16 protein-coding genes are annotated in these 21,485 nt (G+C 57.4%); 12 read left to right on the top strand and 4 right to left on the bottom strand.

Annotation, left to right across the window (positions count from 1 at the left end):
• Positions 1-167: 167 nt before the first annotated feature.
• The 3 genes from TM5383_RS09910 to TM5383_RS09900 form a co-directional block, all read right to left on the bottom strand.
• Positions 168-1,178 carry a nucleotide sugar dehydrogenase gene (locus tag TM5383_RS09910; protein WP_082645451.1) on the bottom strand — a complete coding sequence of 337 codons (1,011 nt, stop codon included), beginning with the start codon at positions 1,176-1,178 and terminating at the stop codon, positions 168-170.
• 448 nt (positions 1,179-1,626) lie between these two features.
• Positions 1,627-3,063 carry a mannose-1-phosphate guanylyltransferase/mannose-6-phosphate isomerase gene (locus TM5383_RS09905; RefSeq protein ID WP_058318889.1) on the bottom strand — a complete coding sequence of 479 codons (1,437 nt, stop codon included), beginning with the start codon at positions 3,061-3,063 and terminating at the stop codon, positions 1,627-1,629.
• 187 nt (positions 3,064-3,250) lie between these two features.
• The gene (locus TM5383_RS09900; protein ID WP_058318888.1) at positions 3,251-3,910 is read right to left on the bottom strand and encodes a TetR/AcrR family transcriptional regulator; all 660 of its coding nucleotides are present in this window, start codon (positions 3,908-3,910) and stop codon (positions 3,251-3,253) included.
• Between the two features lie 292 nt (positions 3,911-4,202).
• On the opposite strand from TM5383_RS09900, the gene TM5383_RS09895 reads away from it, so the two are divergent.
• From TM5383_RS09895 to TM5383_RS09870, 6 genes are all read left to right on the top strand, one after another.
• Positions 4,203-6,377 carry a 3-hydroxyacyl-CoA dehydrogenase NAD-binding domain-containing protein gene (locus tag TM5383_RS09895; RefSeq protein ID WP_058318887.1) on the top strand — a complete coding sequence of 725 codons (2,175 nt, stop codon included), beginning with the start codon at positions 4,203-4,205 and terminating at the stop codon, positions 6,375-6,377.
• Positions 6,374-7,153 carry an SDR family oxidoreductase gene (locus tag TM5383_RS09890; protein WP_058318886.1) on the top strand — a complete coding sequence of 260 codons (780 nt, stop codon included), beginning with the start codon at positions 6,374-6,376 and terminating at the stop codon, positions 7,151-7,153. The genes TM5383_RS09895 and TM5383_RS09890 overlap by 4 nt, the downstream gene beginning before the upstream one ends.
• A gap of 26 nt (positions 7,154-7,179) precedes the next feature.
• Positions 7,180-8,964 carry an acyl-CoA dehydrogenase family protein gene (locus TM5383_RS09885; RefSeq protein ID WP_058318885.1) on the top strand — a complete coding sequence of 595 codons (1,785 nt, stop codon included), beginning with the start codon at positions 7,180-7,182 and terminating at the stop codon, positions 8,962-8,964.
• 12 nt (positions 8,965-8,976) lie between these two features.
• Positions 8,977-10,155 (top strand): beta-ketothiolase BktB, encoded by a 1,179-nt coding sequence (bktB, locus tag TM5383_RS09880; RefSeq protein WP_058318884.1) that lies wholly within the window; start codon positions 8,977-8,979, stop codon positions 10,153-10,155.
• Positions 10,156-10,223: 68 nt separating this feature from the next.
• Positions 10,224-11,855, top strand: coding sequence for a long-chain fatty acid--CoA ligase (locus TM5383_RS09875; RefSeq protein ID WP_058318883.1), 1,632 nt, complete (start codon positions 10,224-10,226; stop codon positions 11,853-11,855).
• 203 nt (positions 11,856-12,058) lie between these two features.
• Positions 12,059-12,724 (top strand): LysE family translocator, encoded by a 666-nt coding sequence (locus TM5383_RS09870; RefSeq protein ID WP_306345454.1) that lies wholly within the window; start codon positions 12,059-12,061, stop codon positions 12,722-12,724.
• A 182-nt stretch (positions 12,725-12,906) separates the two neighbouring features.
• Here TM5383_RS09870 and TM5383_RS09865 read toward each other — a convergent pair whose 3' ends face one another.
• Positions 12,907-13,641: a TetR/AcrR family transcriptional regulator gene (locus tag TM5383_RS09865; RefSeq protein WP_231725119.1), complete on the bottom strand. Its 735-nt coding sequence runs from the start codon at positions 13,639-13,641 to the stop codon at positions 12,907-12,909.
• A gap of 172 nt (positions 13,642-13,813) precedes the next feature.
• On the opposite strand from TM5383_RS09865, the gene TM5383_RS09860 reads away from it, so the two are divergent.
• The 6 genes from TM5383_RS09860 to TM5383_RS09830 form a co-directional block, all read left to right on the top strand.
• Positions 13,814-14,599: an SDR family NAD(P)-dependent oxidoreductase gene (locus TM5383_RS09860; protein ID WP_231725118.1), complete on the top strand. Its 786-nt coding sequence runs from the start codon at positions 13,814-13,816 to the stop codon at positions 14,597-14,599.
• 30 nt (positions 14,600-14,629) lie between these two features.
• Positions 14,630-15,838, top strand: a complete 1,209-nt coding sequence (locus TM5383_RS09855; protein WP_058318881.1) for an acyl-CoA dehydrogenase family protein — start codon at positions 14,630-14,632, stop codon at positions 15,836-15,838.
• A gap of 136 nt (positions 15,839-15,974) precedes the next feature.
• Positions 15,975-17,006 (top strand): phosphotransferase family protein, encoded by a 1,032-nt coding sequence (locus TM5383_RS09850; RefSeq protein ID WP_058318880.1) that lies wholly within the window; start codon positions 15,975-15,977, stop codon positions 17,004-17,006.
• A 1,457-nt stretch (positions 17,007-18,463) separates the two neighbouring features.
• Complete coding sequence (locus tag TM5383_RS09840; RefSeq protein ID WP_197407392.1) at positions 18,464-18,817, top strand: hypothetical protein; 354 nt, start codon at positions 18,464-18,466, stop codon at positions 18,815-18,817.
• Entirely contained in the window at positions 18,814-20,994 is a 2,181-nt protein-coding gene (locus tag TM5383_RS09835) for a DUF927 domain-containing protein (protein WP_058318878.1), read from the top strand. The genes TM5383_RS09840 and TM5383_RS09835 overlap by 4 nt, the downstream gene beginning before the upstream one ends.
• A 53-nt stretch (positions 20,995-21,047) precedes the next feature.
• Positions 21,048-21,485 (top strand): IS21 family transposase (locus TM5383_RS09830; RefSeq protein WP_503169797.1); only part of this gene is annotated, 438 nt, incomplete at its 3' end.

Genomic DNA, 21,485 nt, shown 5'->3' with positions numbered 1-21,485 from the left:
ATAGGCCAACATCTTCGCAACACTGTCCCGGCTGATCCCAAAATCCCGGGCAATCTGACGCCCGCTCAATCCATCCTGGAAATGAGCGTGACGCACCTTCAAATACAAGTCCACGGTGTATATCCCCAAGCCCTCCCGAAATCCGAAAGGGCAAAAGTGGACGACTTTTACGCCGCCCGCGACAACACTATGCCGTCGCTACCGTGGCCGAGTATTGCTCCGCCGTTCACAGATTGACGGAAATTGTCAGAGCCTGCTTTCATCACCAGACGGTAGATGCCGACCACTTTGGGGCCGCGCATCAGGATTTGGTCGGACAGAAAATCCTTGCGGGTGCGGTTGGCATCGACGATGGCGCGGATCAGGTTCTGCGGCACATGGTTGTAGTTGGCCAAAAGCTGTTTGGTGTCTTTGGGCAGGCAGTAGCCGCCGTAGCCAAAGCTGGGGTTGTTGTAATGCGAGCCAATCCGCGGGTCGAGGCCGACACCTTCGATGATCTGGCGGGCATCCATGCCGCCGGCGATGGCGTAGCTGTCCAGTTCGTTGAAGAATGCAACGCGCATGGCCAGGTAGGTGTTTGCGAAAAGTTTGATGGCCTCTGCCTCTTTGGCGTCGGTTAGCAGGATTTCGGTTTCCTGTTTTTCAGAACAATCCAACAGCAGGTTGGCAAAGATACGCGCGCGTTCAGACTGTTCGCCGACGATGATGCGGCTGGGGTAAAGGTTGTCATAAAGGGCGCGGCCTTCGCGCAGGAATTCAGGGCTGAAGATCACACGGTCGGTATCAAAGCGGGCGCGCACATCCTCGACGAAGGCAACTGGAATGGTTGATTTGATCACGATGGTGCCGTTGTCGTTCACCTCGAGCGCACGGGCGATCACCGCTTCGACACTGGAGGTGTCGAAGTAGTTGGTTTTTGGATCATAGTTGGTCGGGGTGGCAACGATGATGAACTCTGCATCTTTGTACGCCAGCTCTGTGTCGAGTGTCGCGGTGAGGTCCAGATCTTTGGTGGCCAGGAAATCTTCGAGTTCTGCGTCTACAATCGGGCATTTGCCTGCGTTCACCATCTCAACACGTTCCGGTGTGACGTCTACAGCAAAGACGCTGTGTTTGCGGGCAAGAAGGGCGGAGTTCGAGAGGCCGACATATCCCAGGCCCGCGACTGCAATTTTCATTTTATTCTCGCTCTATTCAATCAGTTTTTAAATGCGCATACGCCGACAGCAGGCCGGGGACGCCTTTGAATGGGTGCCTTCTGCCAGAGCGGCAGAGCCGTTGGCCTGTTTTACCGCGTTGCGCTGTGCTTAGCTATTCGCAAAGCATTGCTATGCAGTGAGGTCGTGGAAACTTTTTAAAGATGCCTGTGATCGTGGCACTTAATACGAATTTTGTTACAAAAAAAATACGAGCAGGCGAGTGAGTTAAATTCAGGTGACTACTTACGGCACCTTTTAACCAAAAGATCTACGTGGGTCTAGAAGCCGGGAAACGTTAAATTCGTCAATAAATTCTATATTTTAAGGCATTTTTCAGATGGTCTGTGCGCGAAATCGCCGATTCGCATAGGTGATTCGAGCAGCGAGCAGCGAGCAGAGGGCGCCAATATCGCAAAGCGAGAGCGCCTTATCCCTTGGCTCCCTGACCGCGCGCGTAGATGTCTTCGTAACGGATGATATCGTCTTCGCCCAGATAGGCACCTGTTTGCACTTCGATCAGGACCATTGGCACCTTACCGGGGTTTTCCATGCGATGCACTGACCCGACAGGGATGTAGACGGATTGATTTTCTGTAACCAGCTGTACCTCGTCGTCGATGGTCACTTTGGCTGTGCCTTCGACGACGATCCAGTGTTCGGATCTATGGTGGTGGCTTTGCAGGCTGAGTGCGGCGCCAGGGCTGACATGGATACGTTTGACCTGAAAACGGTCGCCGATCACCAGACTTTCGAACCAGCCCCATGGGCGGTGGTCGATCGGGAATTGCACGGCCTGAGAGGCACCTTTTTCCTTGAGTGCGGTAACGGCCTGTTTCACATCCTGTGCGCGGTTTTTATCCGCGACAAGCACCGCATCGGGCATGGCGACGACCATGATGTCCTCAAGGCCGATGCCGACCAATTCGACCGCGGCGCTTTCGGATCGCAACAGGCTGTTGTGACAATCGATGGCGGTGGCCTCGCCCTTGGTGACGACGCCGTTTTCATCCGCGTCACCGGCGGCCATGACTGCATCCCAACCGCCAAGGTCAGACCAGTGCCCGTCAAATGGCACCACCGCAAGATTGCTGGCTTTTTCCATCACAGCGTAGTCGATAGAGATGTCTTCGGCCTGCTTCCAGGCGTCTGGGTCAAGGCGCAGGAAGCCCAGATCAGGCTGCGCCGCATCGACGGCACGGGTGATCGGTGCGGTCAGTTGTGGGGCGTGGGTTTCAAAGGCGGCGATGATATCTTTGGCCGCGAATAGAAAGATGCCCGCGTTCCACAGAAAGGTGCCTGCATCCAGCATGGATTGCGCACGGTCGCGGTCGGGTTTTTCTACAAAGGCGCGTAGATCGACGGCGTGGCCGGTTGCGTCAGGTTCGCCGGTCAATTCCAGATACCCATAGCCGGTTTCCGGGCGGGTGGGTTTGATACCAAAGGTGACCAGTTTGCCCTGCGCCACTGCCGCGACGCCGCGTTCCACGGCGGCGTGAAAGGCGGTTTCGTCCGGCAGGACATGGTCAGAGGGTACTACCAGCATCAGCGCGTCGGGATCTGTTTGCGCCAAGGTCAGCGCCGCAGCCAGAATGGCGGGGCCGGTGTTGCGGCTGGCGGGTTCGATCAGCACCGCGCCTGGATCTATGTCGATGCTTAGCAGCTGTTCGGTGACGGTAAATCGGAAATCCGATTGCGTCAGGATCATCGGGGGCGCGAACTGGTCGCCGCACATGCGTTTTGCGGTGCTTTGGTAAAGGGTATCCGCACCAATCAGAGAGACAAATTGCTTGGGGTTGGAGCGCCGGGATAGGGGCCACAAACGGGTACCTGAGCCACCGCATAAAATGACAGGATGAATGGTCATGCGAATATTCCTATAAAAATGGTTAACTGACATCATACAGTTGGCCACCCAAAAGCGCGGCCAGTGGCTGATAATGTTCTAACAGCTACTGCGAGCGTAAAACACTCCCTGCTTCTATGCCAAGCAATGATTGCAAGGGGTTGTGATGAATTATGCGCCGTTTATCGCCACGAAGCTTGGACTTTACTTAGGACTGTGCGTTCAGCTCTTTGAAGCCGCCAGAGAGAAAGCGGCTGAGCACCTGCGCCGTCGCCGTCAGATCAGCAGAACGGACCTGTCCATCGCTCAATAAGTCGCTGCGGCGGTTGCGCGCGGTGATGCCTGTCATCGCGTTAACCACAAACGTCAGCCCCTGAACCAGTTCTGCCGGATCGGCATCGGGCAGGGTTCGCGCCAGTTCATCCAGAAAAATCCGCGCGGTTTCGTCATAGTTGCGCGCGATCACCTCGGCCCATTGGGGGGAATTGGCGATCTGAGAGATCAGCAGCGTGTAGTTGCGCCAGCCGGTGTCATCGGATTGAGCGCGTTCGATGAAGGGGGTGATATAGGCCCAGATCAACCGATCCAGCGGGATCGGGCCCGTGCCAGCGGCGTGACGTTCCTGCGCCAGCAGATCGCGGCGATGCGCGACCACCTCGCCCGCGCGGCGTTCGATCAGCTGTTCGAACAGATCCTGTTTCGAACCAAAGTAATAGGACGCCAAGCTGAGGGTGATCCCAGCCTCACGCGCGATTTCGCGCATCGAGGTGCCGTCAAATCCGTTCTGGGTAAAAGCGGTTTCGGCGGCGCGAAGAATGGTCAGCCGTTTTTGTTCTCTTTTACGTTCGGATTGTTTTTGTTCCGCCACCGCGACCTCTCATATTTTGCGCCAAAAGGGCCGGATTTTACCGGTGTATGTGGACCTTACTTTGCCTGTCGGGGCTGACAGAAACAACATAACGCCGCTGATGTCTATGGCGTGTGATTCTCTTTTGCCGAGTCAGGCAGCGATATCACGGTTGGACAATCGGATCCCTGAAAGTGAATGTATACGAGCGAACGTTCGATTTAAAAGGGGGTTTGAAAAATAAATTGGACGCTCATCAAATTTTTAATTGTCTGCAAAATTCTTTTGTCCTAGGCATCGAGAGAACTGCGCAGTGCAGTCCGCCGTAAAACAGGGGAAACAGAACGTGTTTGTGCAAAAATCTACAGATAAGACCGCAACGATTGGGATGATCTGCCTGGACGCGCCGCCGGTGAATGCGCTGTCGGGGGACAAGGGCATTCCGCAGGCGATCGCGGCGGCGGTGCAAGAGTTTGATGCCGATCCCGCGATCAAGGCCATTGCGATCTATGCCGCGGGTCGGTTCTATTCCGCGGGCGCTGACATTGCCGAATTTCGGGGCAACCCGGCCACCGATGCTGCGCCGCTACGGTCACTGTTTGAGGCACTGGATGCCAGTCAGACGCCAGTTGTTCTGGCGATGCATGGCGTTGCCTTTGGTGGCGGGCTAGAGGTGGCGCTGGCCGCGCATTACCGCATTGCCGAGGCCAAGACCAAGCTAGGCCTGCCCGAAGTGTCGCTGGGCCTGTTGCCCGGTGGCGGCGGCACGCAGCGTCTGCCGCGATTGATCGCGATGGACAAAGCGGTGGAGATGATCATCACAGGCCGCCCTGTCAGTGCCGCGCAGGCGTTGGAGAATGGGCTGGTTGATGCGCTGTTTGATGGTGATGCACGCGCTGCCGTTTTGGATTTTGCAACCAAAATCATCAACGAAAACAAACCTGTGCGCCGCAGCCGCGATCAAGAGATTGCCGCATTTGACCCTGCGATCTTTGACACGACGGCGACCAAACTGGCGAAAACCGCGCATCGCAATCCCGGCCCGATGAAAGCGTTGGACTGCCTGCGCGAGGCGGCGCAGGGGCCGTTTGAGCGATCCCTCACCTTTGAACATCGCGCCTTTGATGCGCTGATGGAACATCCGCAGACCAAGGGCATTTGCCACGCCTTTCTGGGCGAACGCACTGCGGTGAAAATCCCCGGTCTGGAGGGGCAGAAAACCAGCCGTTCGATGGACAGTGTCGCCATCATTGGCGCGGGCACCATGGGGGTGGGTATTGCGCTGGCCTGTATGAAGGCGGGGTTGCAAACGCTGCTATTGGATCTGAAGGATGAGGCGCTGGAACGCGCCCGTGCCAATGTGGAACGGCAGCTGGCGGGGCAGGTGAAGAAGGGGCGTCTTTCGCAGGATAGGGCGGATGCACAGTTGGCGTTGCTGACACTCTCGACCAGTTTTGCCGATATGGGTGATGCCGATGTGATCATCGAGGCGGTGTTTGAAGATCTGGGCGTGAAGGAATCCGTTTTCCGCCAAATCGACGCGATTGCCAAACCCGGCGCGCTGTTGGCGTCGAACACATCAACACTGGATGTGAACCTGATCGCTGCCTTCACCAACCGTCCGCAGGATGTGGTGGGCCTGCACTTCTTCAGCCCGGCAAACATCATGCGTTTGTTGGAAATCATCCGCGCCGATGACACCTCCGCCGACACGCTGCTGGCCAGCGCGGAATTTGCCCGCAAGATCGGCAAGGTCGGTGTGGTTGTCGGGGTCTGCGATGGATTTGTCGGGAACCGCATTTTTGAGGAATACCTGCGTCAGGCCTATCTGCTGCTAGAGGAGGGCGCGACGCCCGAAGACATTGATGGCGCGATGGAGCAGTGGGGCTGGGCCATGGGTGCGCTGAAGGTGATGGATCTGGCCGGACAGGACATCGGCTGGGCGATCCGCAAGCGGCGCAAGGTTGAACAGCCAGATCGCCCCTATTCCACCTTCCCTGACCAGATTTGCGAATTGGGTTGGTACGGTCAGAAAACCGGTCGTGGTTACTATAACTACCCCGAAGGCGTGCGCGGTGGGGCCACAAACCCTGATGTTTTGCCGATGTTACAGGCGCATTCTATTGCCCTTGGCTTGATCCGCCGCACGGTAACTGCCGAAGAGGTGGTGGAACGCACGTTGTTGGCGATGATCAATGAAGGGGCCAAGATTCTAGAGGAAGGCATCGCCTACCGTCCGGTGGATATCGACGTGATTTATCTGAACGGCTACGGCTTTGGCCGCGATCGTGGCGGGCCGATGTTTCAGGCGGACCTGATGGGGCTGAAAACTGTTCTGGCGCGGCTTGAAGAGCTGTCAAAAGGCCGCGAAGGCTGGGCGTTGAAACCAGCGGCGATCCTCTATCGGATGCAGGAACAGGGGTTGAGCTTTGCCGATCTGAATGCGGGCAAAACCGTGCAAACTGACATGCAGGAGGAACTGGTATGACCACCTTAGCAGGGCTATTTGATCTGACGGGCAAAACCGCCATCGTCACCGGGGGATCGCGCGGCTTGGGGTTACAGGTGGCCATGGCGCTGGGGGAATACGGCGCCAATCTGGTGCTGGTTGCCCGCAAAGCGGCCGAGCTGGAGGCCACCGTGGCCGAGCTGCGCGCCCGTGGCTGGCCGGTCGAAGGTGTGGTGGCCGATCTGGCCAAGCCGGACACCATCGCGGGCATCGTGGATCGCGCGCTAGATATGTTCGGTGGTGTCGACATTCTGGTCAACAACGCCGGCGCCACATGGGGCGCACCGACCGAGAGCCATCCGATTGACGGCTGGAACAAAGTGGTTGCCACCAACCTGACCGGCCCGTTCCTGTTGACCCAAGAGGTGGCGCGCCGTGCTATGATCCCGGCGGGCAGGGGCAGTGTGATTAACGTCGCCTCGGTCGAGGGGTTGCAGGCGCATCACCCGGATATGACCGCAACCATCGGCTATAACGCGACCAAGGGCGGGGTGATCAACATGACCCGCGCGCTGGCCGCGGAATGGGGGCCGCACAACATCCGCGTCAATGCCATCGCGCCAGGCTATTTCCCGTCGAAAATGACTGCCGCCACCTTGGACGCGCATGAGGCGCATCTGGTTGGGCAGACCCCGCTGGGCAAACTGGGCGGGCCGACCGACCTGATGGGGCCGGCGCTGCTGCTGGCGTCGGATGCGGGCGGGCATATGTCGGGGCAGATCCTGGTCGTTGATGGCGGCGCGATTGTTATTTGATACTCATTTAATTTGAGGAGGTTAGGATGGATTTCATTTCCCGTGAGGACCTGTCGTTTCTGCTGCATGACTGGCTGAATGTATCCGCGTTGACGGAACGTGAGGCCTTTGGCGAACACAGCCGCGATACCTTTGATGCGGTGTTGGATCTGGCGGCGGATTTGGCGCGCGATACCTTTGCGCCGCATTACAAATCCGCCGATGCAAATGAGCCGCGTTTGGTTGACGGCAAGGTTGAAACTCTGCCTGCCATTGCCGAGGCATTGGCGACCTATGCGGAGATGGGCTTTTTCGCCAGCTCCTTCCCCGAAGAGGTGGGGGGGATGCAACTGCCTTCGGTCGTCAGCTCAGCCGCTTTTGCGCATTTCTGTGCGGCCAACCTTGCTACTGCGGCCTATCCGATGCTGACCGCAGGCAATGCGCGGGTGCTGGTCGAGTTTGGCAATCAGGCGCAGATCGACACCTGGGCCAAGCCACAGGTTGAGGGGCGCTATTTCGGCACCATGTGTCTAAGCGAACCGCAGGCGGGATCCTCGCTAGCTGATATTCGTACCAAGGCCGTGCCAGAGGGCAGCGATGATTTTGGCGACCGCTACCGCATCAAGGGCAACAAGATGTGGATTTCCGGCGGCGATCAGCAGATCAGCGAAAACATCGTGCATCTGGTGCTGTCCAAGGCGCCGGATGAAAACGGCGTGCAACAGCCGGGGATCAAAGGCATTTCGCTGTTTGTGGTGCCGAAAATTCTGCCCGATGGTACGCGCAACGACGTGGCGGTTGCGGGGCTGAACCACAAAATGGGCTATCGCGGCACGGTGAATTGCCTGTTGAATTTCGGCGAAGGGGAGGGCGCGATTGGCTGGCGGATTGGTCAGCCGGGGCAGGGGCTGGCGCTGATGTTCCAGATGATGAACGAGGCGCGGATTATGGTTGGCCTTGGCGCGGCGGCGATGGCCTATCGCGGCTTTACCCAGTCGCTGGAGTATGCCCGCGAACGGCCACAGGGGCGGCCCTTGGGCCAGAAAGACCCGAACAGCCCGATGACCGCGATTGTGGAACATGCGGATGTGAAACGCATGGTGCTGTCGCAAAAGGCAATTGCCGAGGGCGCGATGGCGCTGGTTCTCTATTCCGCCAGTTTGGTGGATGAGATTAAGACCGGCGCGGATGCGGCGACGCGCGCGCGTGCGGAAGCGCTGCTGGGTCTGTTAACCCCGATCACCAAAAGCTGGCCGTCGGAATTTGGGCTGGTCGCCAATGATCACGCGATCCAGATCCACGGTGGCTATGGCTATACCCGCGAATATGATGTGGAACAGATCTACCGCGATAACCGGCTGAACCCGATCCATGAAGGCACCTATGGCATTCAGGGTATGGACTTTCTGGGCCGCAAGGTGATGGGCGACAAGGGCGCAGCGCTGGCCATTTTGGGCGAAGAGATCGCCAAAACCACTGCCCGCGCGGCAGCGGTGCCTGCACTGGCCAAAATGGCGGCGGATCTGACCGGCTACTTCAATGACGGCTGCGCCGCGATTACTGAGTTGCAGGGCCGTGCCGATCCGGCACGCTTGATGGACAACGCCGGTCAGGCGCTCAGCGCCTTTGGGCATATCGTCACCGCCTGGCTGTGGCTGGAACAGGCTTTGACCGCCCACGATCTGGACGACAGCCGCGCGCGGTTGCGGGATGGCAAACTGGCGACCTGTCGCTTCTTCTTTGAGGTCGAGCTGCCGAAGGTCAGCCACCAACTACACCTGCTGCGCAGCGCCAATGACGCCGCTGCCGCTGTTTCTAGCGATTTGTTCTGAGGGGGAATATCCATGAAAAACGTCTATCTTGCCACCGCACGCCGGTCTGCTGTCGGCTCTTTCGGGGGATCTTTGTCGGGGCTTGCACCAACCGAATTGGGCGCCACCATCGCCAAGGCCACGATTGAGGCGATTGATCTGGACCCTGCTGCCATCGGCTACAGCATCTTTGGTCAGGTGATGCCCACAGATGCCAAGGACGCCTATCTGTCGCGGGTCATCGCGTTGAACGCTGGCCTGCCTGTGTCGGTGCCAGCGGTGACGGTGAACCGTTTGTGCGGCAGCGGCATGCAATCGGTCATTCAGGCGGTGCAACAGGTGCAACTGGGCGAGGCCGAGATTGTGCTGGCCGGTGGTGCCGAGGTGATGAGCCGCGTGCCGCACCAGACACAGGATATTCGCTGGGGCACCCGGATGGGCAATCCGCAGATGGTCGATATGCTGCTGGAGGGGCTGAAGGATCCGTTCCATTCCTATGCTATGGGCGTCACCGCAGAAAACGTCGCCGAAGAATATGACGTGGATCGCGATACACAGGATGCCTATGCACTGCAAAGTCACCAACGCGCCTCAACCGCGATCCGCGAGGGGCGGTTTGCCGATCAGATCATTCCAGTAGAGGTAACGCAGCGCCGCAAGACCATCACCTTTGCCGAGGATGAACATGTGCGCCACGACGCCCAGTTGGACGATTTCGCCAAGCTGCGCACGGTGTTCAAAAAGGATGGCACTGTGACAGCGGGCAACGCATCGGGCATCAATGATGGCGCCGCAGCGCTGGTGGTGGTGTCGGAACAGGGGCTGAAGGATCACAACCTGACCCCGCTTGCGCGTTTCGTCAGCGGTGGCCATGCCGGTGTGGACCCGTCCGTCATGGGCATCGGCCCAGTGCCCGCATCGCGTCAGGCGCTGGAGCGCGCCAGCCTGGGTGTCCACGATCTGAGCGTGATCGAAAGCAATGAAGCCTTTGCTGCGCAGGCCTGTGCGGTTGCCAATGAGTTGGGTTTTGATCCGGCCAAAGTGAACCCGAACGGCAGCGGTATTTCGTTGGGCCATCCGGTTGGCGCAACGGGGGCGATCATCGTGACCAAACTGGTCCATGAGATGCAGCGCATCAGCGGTCAGTATGGTTTGGCGACCATGTGTATTGGTGGCGGGCAAGGCGTTGCCTCTGTCTGGGAGCGTTGCTGAGCCTGTTTTAAAATAAATGAACAAGGGGCGTGGATCTAAGGTTCACGCCCCACTTGGGAGGAGAAGACATGCTTGGCAATATGATGAAGCGCCAGCTGAACACCCATGACATTCTGACCTATGCGGCAGATGTCTATGGGGATCGCACCATCACATCGGCCCGTGTCGAGGGTGATGTGCATCGCGCGACATATCGTGAAACCGCTGCGCGCAGCAAACAACTTGCCAATGCGTTGGTCCGGTTGGGGATCCAGACCAGCGACCGCGTCGCTACACTGGCATGGAACGGGTATCGTCATTTCGAACTGTATTATGCGATCACCGGCATGGGGGCTGTCTGTCACACCATCAACCCGCGCCTGTCCGAAGAGCAGCTGATTTACATCATCAACCACGCCGAAGACCGGATGGTGTTCATAGACCTGACCTTTGTGTCGCTGGTGGAGGATCTGCGCGACAAGCTGCCTGCGGATCTGACCTTTGTGATCATGACCGACGCAGCCCATATGCCGCAGACCAGCCTGCCGAATGCGCTGTGCTATGAGGATCTGATCGCTGCAGAAGAGGCCAGTTTCGATTGGCCCGAACTGGACGAGGATCTGGCCTGTGTGCTGTGCTACACCTCTGGCACCACGGGCAACCCGAAGGGCGCGCTATATTCACATCGCTCTACCGTGTTGCACAGTTTTTCCGCCGCTGTCGGCTTTCCAAATGTGCTGAACGCGGGGTCCACGATCCTGCCGGTGGTGCCGCTGTTTCATGTGAACGCCTGGGGCTTGCCCTTCTCGGCCCCTATGGCGGGGGCCAATCTGGTGTTCCCGGGGCGCGATCTGGATGGGCCGTCGCTGTTCAAGCTGATGGATGCCACCGAAACCGTTTCCTCCTGGGGGGTGCCGACCGTTTGGCTGGGGCTCTTGCATGAGATCCAGAAACAGGGCCGCGCGCCCAAGGGTCTGTCCCATGCGGTGATCGGTGGATCCGCCGCCCCGCGCAGCACCATTGAGGCGCTGGAAGGCTTTGGCGTCGATGTCTGCCACGCCTGGGGCATGACCGAGATGAGCCCGCTGGGCAGCCACGGTCAGATGTTCGCCCCTGAGGCGGATATGTCGCTGGAAGAGAAACTGGATTTCAAAGGCACCCAAGGCCGCCGCATGTTCGGTGTTGAGATGAAGCTGGTCGATGAAAACGGCGCGCGTGTGCCTCATGATGGCCAATCGGTCGGTGAATTGTTCGTGCGCGGCAATGCGGTGATTTCATCCTATTTCAACGATGCCGACGCCTCGGCCGGGGCGCTGGACAGCGAAGGCTGGCTGTCCACTGGCGATGTGGCGCGGATTGATGGCAACGGGGTGATGACCATCACCGATCGGGCCAAGGATCTGATCAAGTCCGGCGGCGAATGGATCAGTTCGATTGACGTGGAACACATGGCCTCCACCCACCCACAGATTGCGGAATGTGCGGTCATTGGCGCCTACCACGAAAAATGGGACGAACGCCCGCTGCTGATCGCCGTGGCCAAGGACGGGGACACGCCGGACAAAGCGGCGCTGCTCGATTTCCTCAGCGGGGGATTGGCGAAATGGCAGGTGCCGGATGACATCGTGTTTGTCGATGCCCTGCCGATGACCGCCACCGGAAAAATCTCCAAGCTGAGCCTACGCGCGCAGTACAAGGACCACCTGACCACGCAGGCGTAAGCTGCGGGTCTGAGTGATGAACACCACAGCTGGCCTATCGGGCCAGTTGATTACGCCTGAAATAGATGGCTGGTAGGTGTGGCTGAAACTGGGGTCAGTTGCGGATAGGGCCGAAATCCTGTGCTAAGATCGCAACAGGGTTCTGCGGTGCGAGACATGGCAGCTTTGCCCAAACCTACCACAGCGGTTTGACAAAATAGCGCATGAAACGGGTCGCTCAAAGTAGCTTAGAACGTCTAAACCTGAAATTCACTTCATCATGGAACTTCAGAATGTATCAGACGACACTCGCGCTTATCCTTTTCTTGTTTCCGCTCGCTTACAGTCCTGGGCCTGGAAACATGTTTTTCGCTGCCAACGGTGCCCGGTTTGGGTTCCGCGCAACGCTCCCAGCGAACGCCGGATATCACATCGCGACTTGGTTCGTGACGGCGATCATCGGCTTTGGCTTTCTGACTGCCATCGAACAATTTCCGCAGCTGTTCACGATCCTGAAAATCGCGGGCTCGCTCTATGTTCTTTGGATCGCATGGAAAATGCTGAAAGCAGGTACGCTTCAAGGGGCGGAGGAAGCAAAGCCGGCAACGTTTATGGACGGCACAATTCTGCTTGTGCTCAATCCAAAAGCCTACGTCATTATCGCGCTGATGTTTACACAGTTTCTAAGGCCAACGGACATAAGCAATTTTGCTTCTGTCATCCTGATCACGACTGTCTTTACACTTAACAACCTTGTCGCATTCTTTGTCTGGACACTGGTTGGAGACAAGATCGCAAGTTTCTTCCGGTCGCCGGAAAGCTCCCGCAGGCTTAACATACTATTCGGAACGGTATTGGCGGCTGTGGCGGTCTGGATGTTAGTTTCATAGGACGGCTTTGTCCGTATAGTCGACCTTTACTGTCTCCACTGAGCTACTGGCATTCTGGCCAAAAATGCTGTGAGTTTGATCAAAGGCTTACGAGGTGGCCTATCCTGCCAGTTCTAGTGGGGCAGAAGCCACCCAATTGCCTGGCGCAGAGCTTTCGCCCCCTATCCGCAACTGACGCCAACCTACCGCTTCTCCGCCAAACAGGCATCCAGCACGAATTTCTGCACCGTGGCGCTGTAAGAGGCGACGTCGACGCCGCGGCGGCGGTATTTGGAGCGTTTGACGTACCAGTCCTGCAACAGCGGTTTGATCAGCATCGGCAAGAGCGGCGTCACATCGGGGCGGAACACGCCCTGTTCCTGCGCCCGCTGGGCGACGTCAGCGAAATAGCTTTCGGTCAGCACCTCGCTGTCAATGGCCATCTGGCGTTCCTTGCGCGGGAAATTCTTTGCCTCCATGAAGGAAAAGGCGAACCATGGCAGCATCTTTTCGGTCAGACGGATATGAGAATCGATCAGCCATTTCATATGTTCGACCGGATCGTTCAGCACCTCTGCGGGGGGATGGCTGAGCACGTCTTCGACGGCGGCAGTGACTTCGCCTAGGATCATGTTCAGTAGCGATGTCTTGCTGTCAAAATAGGCGTAAAGCCCGCCCATCGACACCCCCGCCTCACGCGAGAGATCGCGCAGGGACATCGCCTGAAACCCCTTCTTGTTCGAAATCGTCAGCGCGGCGTCGATGATAACTGTCAGTTTTTTAATGGCAATTTCGGGATTGCGCACCGTCATTGACGGGCTGCCACGATCCAGCATCGAACGGCATAGCGCCTCGGTAGAGTAGGGTTTGGGCACGGGGCCTCCGTCGGTGTCGCAATCGGTTGGTCGGCGTTCGCGCAGGTCACGGGTGGTGATCATGCGGGGTCGAACCAACGCTTTTTCATTCAATCTGCGAGGATAGTGAGCAATTGCTCGATTGACAATGGCGGGGCGCCCTCCCTATACAGGATCAAATAATAGAGCGAACGCTCGATTTTTATAAGACGAATATCCCAGACGCGACACGCGCTGGTACGGCAGGGGGGATGCCATGGAACAGGGATCTGAACAGGGGCAGATTACCGTGATGCAATACCCGGGTCTTGCCGGACGTCGCGTGTTGGTGACCGGGGCCTCTTCGGGGTTGGGCGATCACTTTGCCCGTGTGTTTGCGGCGCAGGGGGCGCATGTGGTTGTGGCCGCGCGACGGCAGGATCGGGTGCAGGCCTTGGCGGCTGAGATTGCGGCAAAGGGCGGGGCCGCCACGGCGATTGCGCTGGACGTTGCAGATGCGGCACAGGTGGATCAGGCGCTGGCCGATCTGGATCTGGATATTGTGATTAACAACGCGGGCACCACGGTATCAGCCGCCGCACTGGATCATGATGCAACGGTGATTGATCAGATCATCGACACCAATCTGAAAGGTGTGTTCCACGTCGCCCGCGCCGCCGCGCAGTCGATGAAGGACCGGGGCAGGGGGGGCAGCATTGTCAACATCGCCTCAATCCTCAGCCACCGGGTGGCGGGCCATGCCTCGGCCTATGCGGCGTCAAAGGGTGGGGTGCTGCAATTGACCCGCGCACTGGCGCTGGAATGGGCACGCTATGGCATTCGGGTGAACGCCCTGTGTCCCGGTTATATCGAGACGGAGCTGAACCGCGACTTTTTCGCCAGCCCTGCAGGCGAGGCGCTGATCAAGCGCGTGCCGCAGCGGCAGCTGGGACAGCCTGAGGATCTGGACGGCGCGCTGTTGCTGCTGGCGTCTGACCTGGGACGTTTCATGACCGGAGCAGATATCGCTGTGGATGGCGGGCATCTGATCTCTTCACTTTAAAGGCTCAGGACGAGTTAAAGGACTAGGACGATGGATTTTAGAATCTCACCGCAGATCGAGGACTACCGCGCCCGTATTGCGCAGTTTGTGCAGGATGAAATCCTGCCGGTAGAGGCCAACCGCGACAGCTGGGATGAACACGGCAACATCGCCAAGGACTGGCTGCATCCCTTGCGGGAAAAGGCCAAGGCGCAGGGGCTGTGGTGTTTGCAGCTGAAACCTGAAACCGGCGGGCAAGGTCTGGGCAAGGTCGGCATGGCGGTTTGCTATGAAGAGATGAATCGGTCGATCTTTGGCCCTGTTGTGTTCAACTCGGCCGCGCCGGACGATGGCAATATGATGATCCTTGAACAGGCGGCAACCGATGCGCAGAAAGAACGCTGGCTGGCGCCGATCGTGTCGGGTGCGGTCAGCTCTTCCTTTGCGATGACCGAACCGGCGCCGGGGGGCGGGTCTGATCCGGGGATGATGCAGACCACTGCCACCAAGGTGGGGGATAAATACATCCTGAAGGGCCGCAAGTGGTTCATCACCGGCGCGGCGGATGCCAGCCATTTCATCACCTTGGCGCGCACTTCGGACGATCCGCGCCGCGGGTTGACCGCGTTCCTGCATCATAAGGATGAGCCCGGTTGGAAGCTGGAACGCCGCATCGGCATCATGGGTCCCGAAGAGCATGGCGGCCATTGTGAGCTGATCTATGACGATATGGAATTACCTGCCGACCGCGTGCTGCTGGGCGAAGGTCTGGGACTGAAGGTCACTCAGATGCGCCTTGGTCCGGCACGGTTGACCCACTGTATGCGCTGGCTGGGCCTGGCCAAACGCTGCGCCGAGATTGCGACGGATTACGCGGAAAACCGCTATGGATTTGGCGTGCGTCTGGCGGATCGTGAAAGCATCCAGATCAAGCTGGGCGATCTGGCGATGGGCATTGAAACGGGGCGTCTCTTGGTGATGAAGGCCGCCTGGGCGCTGGATCAGGGCAGTTTCGCCAAGAAAGAAGTGTCGATGGCGAAGATCCACACCGCCAACCTGCTGCACAAGGCGGCGGATGTGGCGATCCAGATCAACGGTGCGCGGGGCTATTCCACCGATACCGTGCTGGAATGGATCTACCGCTATGGCCGTCAGGCGCGTCTGGTCGATGGCGCGGATGAGGTGCATCAAATGGTGCTGAACCGCCATCTGGCGGACGAAGGCCGCGACTTCTGGAAATGGCAGCCGGCTGAGATCTAACGGCCCGCCATTGGGTGACAGACTGGCTGGGAACTTTGGGCACCTCCACGTCCTAACGTCCACAGACCTGCCAGTCTGTCGCCAAAACAAACACACCTGTTTTGACAGGTCACTCAAAGACAGAACGGGGATCAAGATGTGTGGAATTGATGTTGGACTGTTGGGCTATTGGCTGCGAGACCGCCTGCCCGAAGCGCCGGAACTCTATGTCGAACCGATCAGCGGCGGCCAATCAAACCCAACGCTGTTTGTGAACTATGGCCCGCATGAACTGGTGCTGCGCAAAAAGCCTGAGGGCGAGATCCTGCGCGGTGCCCATGCGATTGAACGCGAATACCGCGTGATGCAGGCACTGGCGGACACGGATGTGCCCGTGCCCACAGTGCGCTGGCTGGAGGAAGACCCCCACTACCTCGGCACGCCGTTTTATGTGATGGACCGGCTGCAGGGGCGGGTGTTTTCCGATTGCACCCTGCCGGGCATATCGCCTGCAGATCGCCGCGCCATGTATCTGAGCATGGCAGAAACACTGGCCAAGCTGCATGCGGTGCGCCCTGACGCCGTTGGGCTGTCGGATTACGGCAAGCCGGGCAACTATTTCGAACGTCAGATAGGGCGTTGGACGAAACAATACCATGCCTCTACCGGACCACGCATTGCGGCACTGGATCAGCTGATTGACTGGCTGCCCGCAAACATGCCCGCCGATGATGGTGCGGTGTCGATCGCACATGGGGATTTCCGGCTGGGCAACATGATGTTCCACCCGACCGAACCGCGGGTGATCGCGGTGATGGACTGGGAACTGTCGACGCTGGGTCATCCGCTGGCTGACCTTGGGTTCTGCGTGATGCCATGGCTAACCGCGCCTGAGGAATACGGCGGCATTCTGGGCACGCCCTGGCAAGAGGCGGGCATTCCCACGATGGAAGAGTTTATTGAGGTCTACTTTGCCCACGCCATTCCCACGGCAGCGCTGAAACCGTTCCACATCGCCTTTGCGCTGTTCCGGTTCGCGGTGATCTTCGTCGGCATCGCCGACCGCGCCCGCGCGGGCAACGCGGCCTCGGGTGAGGCGGCAGAGCTTGGACCATTGGCCGAACGCTTCGCCCTGCGCGCGCTAGAAGCCATCCCGGCACAAGATCGCGCCCCATTGGCAACAGCCTGAGGGGCGCAGGCGGAAAACGGCGACCCACGATTGAAGTGGTCACTGTTTTATCAATATTCCTAATTACCATAATATTTATTATAAGTCTTGCAGGGAGAGACGCATTTCAGAGTGACGCACACCATGTTCCCTCTCATCTGGAACACGCGAATTCTTTGATCGTACAAAATGAAAAGGCCCAGCGGAGATCATTTACATGAAACTCCACCAGGCCTCTGCTCCCACTTTTGTGGGAAAGCCGTATGCGAAACAGGTTCGCAGTCCGGTATATCCCCGCATAGCGGGGAAATTTACCCACAGATGTGGGCAAAGACGAGCCTTGCTGACGTGGACAACCACATTCGGTGCGAAGCGTGACATGTCACATCGACAAAGTCTGAACTTGTACTTGGTACATCCCCATTTCTATGGGGAAAGAACTATGCCTAACGCTCGTTGTACAAACCAGATATGTCGTGAGATTTTCAGCGCAAGAGCTCCTGCGCATTTTTTTCAGTTTTTTCGCAAGCGCATGATCTGCAAACTGACTTGCCTCTAGGGCCTTATCCTTGATCTTCTCGTTATTGGCGAGGTTACTGAGTATGAAATGCGTCCCGAAGTGCGATGGGAAGCCATTCTGCTCGGGCGTTTGGGTACCGAGTGCGCTTCTGTGTGAGCCAGTATACTCGCCTCCGACGGCTAAGGACGTTCGCACGCTTCAAGTATCTCTTTTTCGTCACCAGTCATGCGTTTGGCGTCGCTCTTGTGTCGATGACCTCAACGAACGTCCGCATCGACAAATCTAGTCCCGATGGCGTAACCAGCCCGGCATCGTGAGAAAATTTGGAAAATTACAAAGGTGGCGATGCAAGGTAAGCTCACCGCGCGAGAAACCTAATGTTTCTCCAAAAGAAAGATACTTGGGCCTCGGCCACTTCTGGCCATCTACATGGCGTTAATTTTCCATCGCGTATTCGTGGTTAGATACATTTCGCAGTTTTTGGTAACTGAGAAAGTCGTGCTGCTCTGCGATCCAGCAATAGCGCTACCTTACTGTTCCCATGTTCCCTGTTCCCACACATAAATAGATACTCTTGTGGTGCGGCAAAGGCCTTGCAGTGCCATCTGGAGCGATTGCACTAGGCTGCAATGTCTACAAATGAGGCCAGGGAACGCGGGAACAAATCTGTGTCTGATGTTGGAATCCCAAAAGTGCTGTAGAATAAAGGCACTGAATTTTTGTTTAAAATCAGCATATTAAGAATTCTCATTTTCAGTTATCCACAGGAATTGCGGTGGTTTTCAGCTTAAAATATAGAAACCTTCGAAATTTCCTCCTTTTTATATAGGAGCAGACGAAAACTGCATCGATGCGCGGCGCGGACATGCTTCCACACTCCGCCCGCACCGCGCTGATGATCAGGTTTTCCTCTCTCCACAATCACGGCGAATGTTCGCCTTAAAAAAAGGAATCGCGGATGCATCCGTATGATATTGAGAGCAGGTGGCGTAATGCCAAGCCCCAATCGGCATTTTCTAAAAACATTTTTGATGAGGTGAATGCGCGTGCCGCTGGTCAGGTCGAAAATCTGATCACGCGCTGGTTTGCTAACTATCCCAAAAAGATCGGCAACGAGCTGCAGTGGCTCAATCCTACTCGTAACGACAATAAAGTTGGGTCGTTTTCAGTGAATAAGCACACGGGGAAATGGGCCGATTTTGCAACCGGGGACAAAGGCGGCGATGTTATTTCTCTGTACGCATATGTACACGGCGTCAGTCAGTTAGAGGCTGCTAGAGTGTTGGCTGACGAATTGGGAGTGTCGCTGTGAATGATCTGGCATTTTCCACCGAAATCCGCGTTGTCAAAAAAGATGACCTGCCCGCAGACGCTCAGCAGTTTGCAGCAATTCCTGCTGACCTTGAGCGCCCAGCTTTCAGCCTGGCGTACAGCTCTCTTGTCGCGGTCTACGATTATGCACATGCAGATGGCAGCATCGCCTTCGTCGTCGCGCGTTTTCAGACGTCCCGTGGCAAAACTTATATGCAATACACTGCCTGGCAGCTTGCCGATGGTCAACGTGTCTGGGCGGCGGCAGGATACAGTGCGCAACGTCCATTGTACAATCTGCCGGCTCTGGAGCAGTCATCGGAAAAACCGGTTTTGTTGGTTGAGGGCGAAAAATGTGTCGATGCTTCTCAGCAATGGGCACGCTTTGCCGTCACAACCTGGGCAGGGGGAGCGAACGGAATGTCGCGCACGGACTTTACGCCTCTCTCTCAGCGTGAGGTCATCATATGTCCGGACGACGATGAACCTGGGCATCAGGCCGGAAATTGGCTGGCAGATCACCTGGTTGGATTGGGCGCGCGGGTTATGATTTTCGACACTGCACAGCTTGCTGAGGCATTTGCTGGAAATCCGCACAGCGGCTTCGATATCGCAGATGCTATCGACGCAGGTTTGCATGAGGGTCAGTTTGCCGCGATGGTCGCAAATTCGGCTGTCTGCACAAAATACGCAGGTAATGACATCGCCGAATTGGCGAGTGAAAACGACGACGAAATCACTCCGCAGCGACAGGTATATCAGGAAATCGAGGCCGCCTTTGGTATCGCTCCGGACGTTCATGAGCGTTTTGATTTGAGCGTTGACGGTGTAACGACATGGAAGACCGACAAAAAAGGCGCACTGGTAAGGATCTTTGTTTCATCGCCGCTTGTCGTTTTGGGGCGGACTCGACTGAGCGGTCCTCGTGGCGGTTGGGGCTATCATATTGGCCTGCGCAACTGTCTCGGACAGTGGGAAACACTGACAATCCCGGCGAAATTGCTTGCAAATGATGGGAAAGAGCTGCGGGAACTTCTGGCAGAGGCTGGAGCGATTACGCCGCAGGAGTTTACCGGGCGTCGCGCATTGATGGAATACATCAGTTACGCGCAGAATTGCCCTGTGATCACGCTCGCGTCACGGCCGGGTTGGCTAGGCGATGAGTTTGCGCTGCCAAATGCTATCATCTCGCCGGGTGATGGTGAGAATGGGCCAAGCCTTACTTTGGATATGGGCGGGCGTGACCACCTTCTGAACAGAAATGGCACGCTTGAGGAATGGCAAGAACTTGCGGCTCTGGCGGCCCCCAATACGCGAGCGACGTTTGCGCTGTGCTGCGCATTCGCTCCCCCAATGTTACGCCACTTGAAAATGAAAGGCGGCGGCTTTCACTTTTTTGGTAATTCCTCACGCGGGAAAACCACACTCCTGCGCCTCGCCGGATCCGTTTGGGGCGGTGGCGGTGAGGAGGGTTTTGTTCGAAACTGGAATAACACCAGCAATGGCGCGGAGGGCATGATCGCTGACCACAACGATCTGTTGCTGCCTCTGGATGAATTGACCGTCGCGGCACCTGAACTCGCCTCACAATTGATTTATATGCTTGCAAACGGACAGGGCAAAGGCCGCGCACGCAAAGATGGGTCTGCCGCCGAACGTAATAGCTGGAACGCGTTGGTTTTGTCGTCCGGTGAGAAAACAGCGGCACAACAAATCACGCAGGGGCGTCACAGGTCCCAAATGACGGGCGGATTGGCCGTTCGTATGGTTGATATTCCAATTGAGCACGCGCCTGGAGAAACGATCGAAGACACCTGTGGCCTCGGGTCATCGCGGGCGTGGGTTGAGAAAGTAAAGTGCCTCACTGATGATCATTATGGACTGGCGGGCCCAGCTTTTGTGGAGACGCTTTGTGTTGAGCGTAGTGCGCATATTGCTCAGGCTCGTCGGTATATCGAGCGCGTTCAGGAAATGCTGTTCGAAAATGGTGACGATCCCCAAGTACAGAGGGCAGCCGAGCGTTTCGCACTCGTAGCAGCCGCAGGGCAACTCGCCAGCGATTGGGGTATCATCCCGATCTCGCATGCACAGATTCTGCGAGCTATCGCCGCTTGTGTGAACGGCGGAGCAATACTCGGCCACGGTAGCGACGGCATAGTGTTGTCGCGGGCGGCGTAAAAGTCGTCCACTTTTGCCCTTTCGGATTTCGGGAGGGCTTGGGGATATACACCGTGGACTTGTATTTGAAGGTGCGTCACGCTCATTTCCAGGATGGATTGAGCGGGCGTCAGATTGCCCGGGATTTTGGGATCAGCCGGGACAGTGTTGCGAAGATGTTGGCCTATTCGGAACCGCCGGGATATCGGCGGACAGCGCCGATCAGGCGCCCGAAGCTGGATGCGTTCACCAGCCAGATGGACCAATGGCTTGCTGAAGACAGGAGCCGCCCTCGCAAGCAGCGTCACACCGCCAAGCGTATTTTCGAGCGGTTGCGGGACGAGTGCGGTTTTGATGGCAGCTACACCATCGTNAAGGATTACGTTCGAGACCGGAAGCGGACCGGCAAGGAGATGTTCGTGCCGCTGAGCCATCCGCCCGGTCATGCACAGGCCGATTTTGGTGAAGCGCTTGTCGTGATCGGCGGCGTCGAGCAGAAGGCACCCTTCTTT

Source organism: Thalassovita mediterranea (genome assembly GCF_001458435.1).
Lineage (GTDB): Bacteria > Pseudomonadota > Alphaproteobacteria > Rhodobacterales > Rhodobacteraceae > Thalassobius > Thalassobius mediterraneus.
Note: the sequence above shows the minus strand (reverse complement) of the source record. Positions and strands in the feature narration are given on the sequence as shown.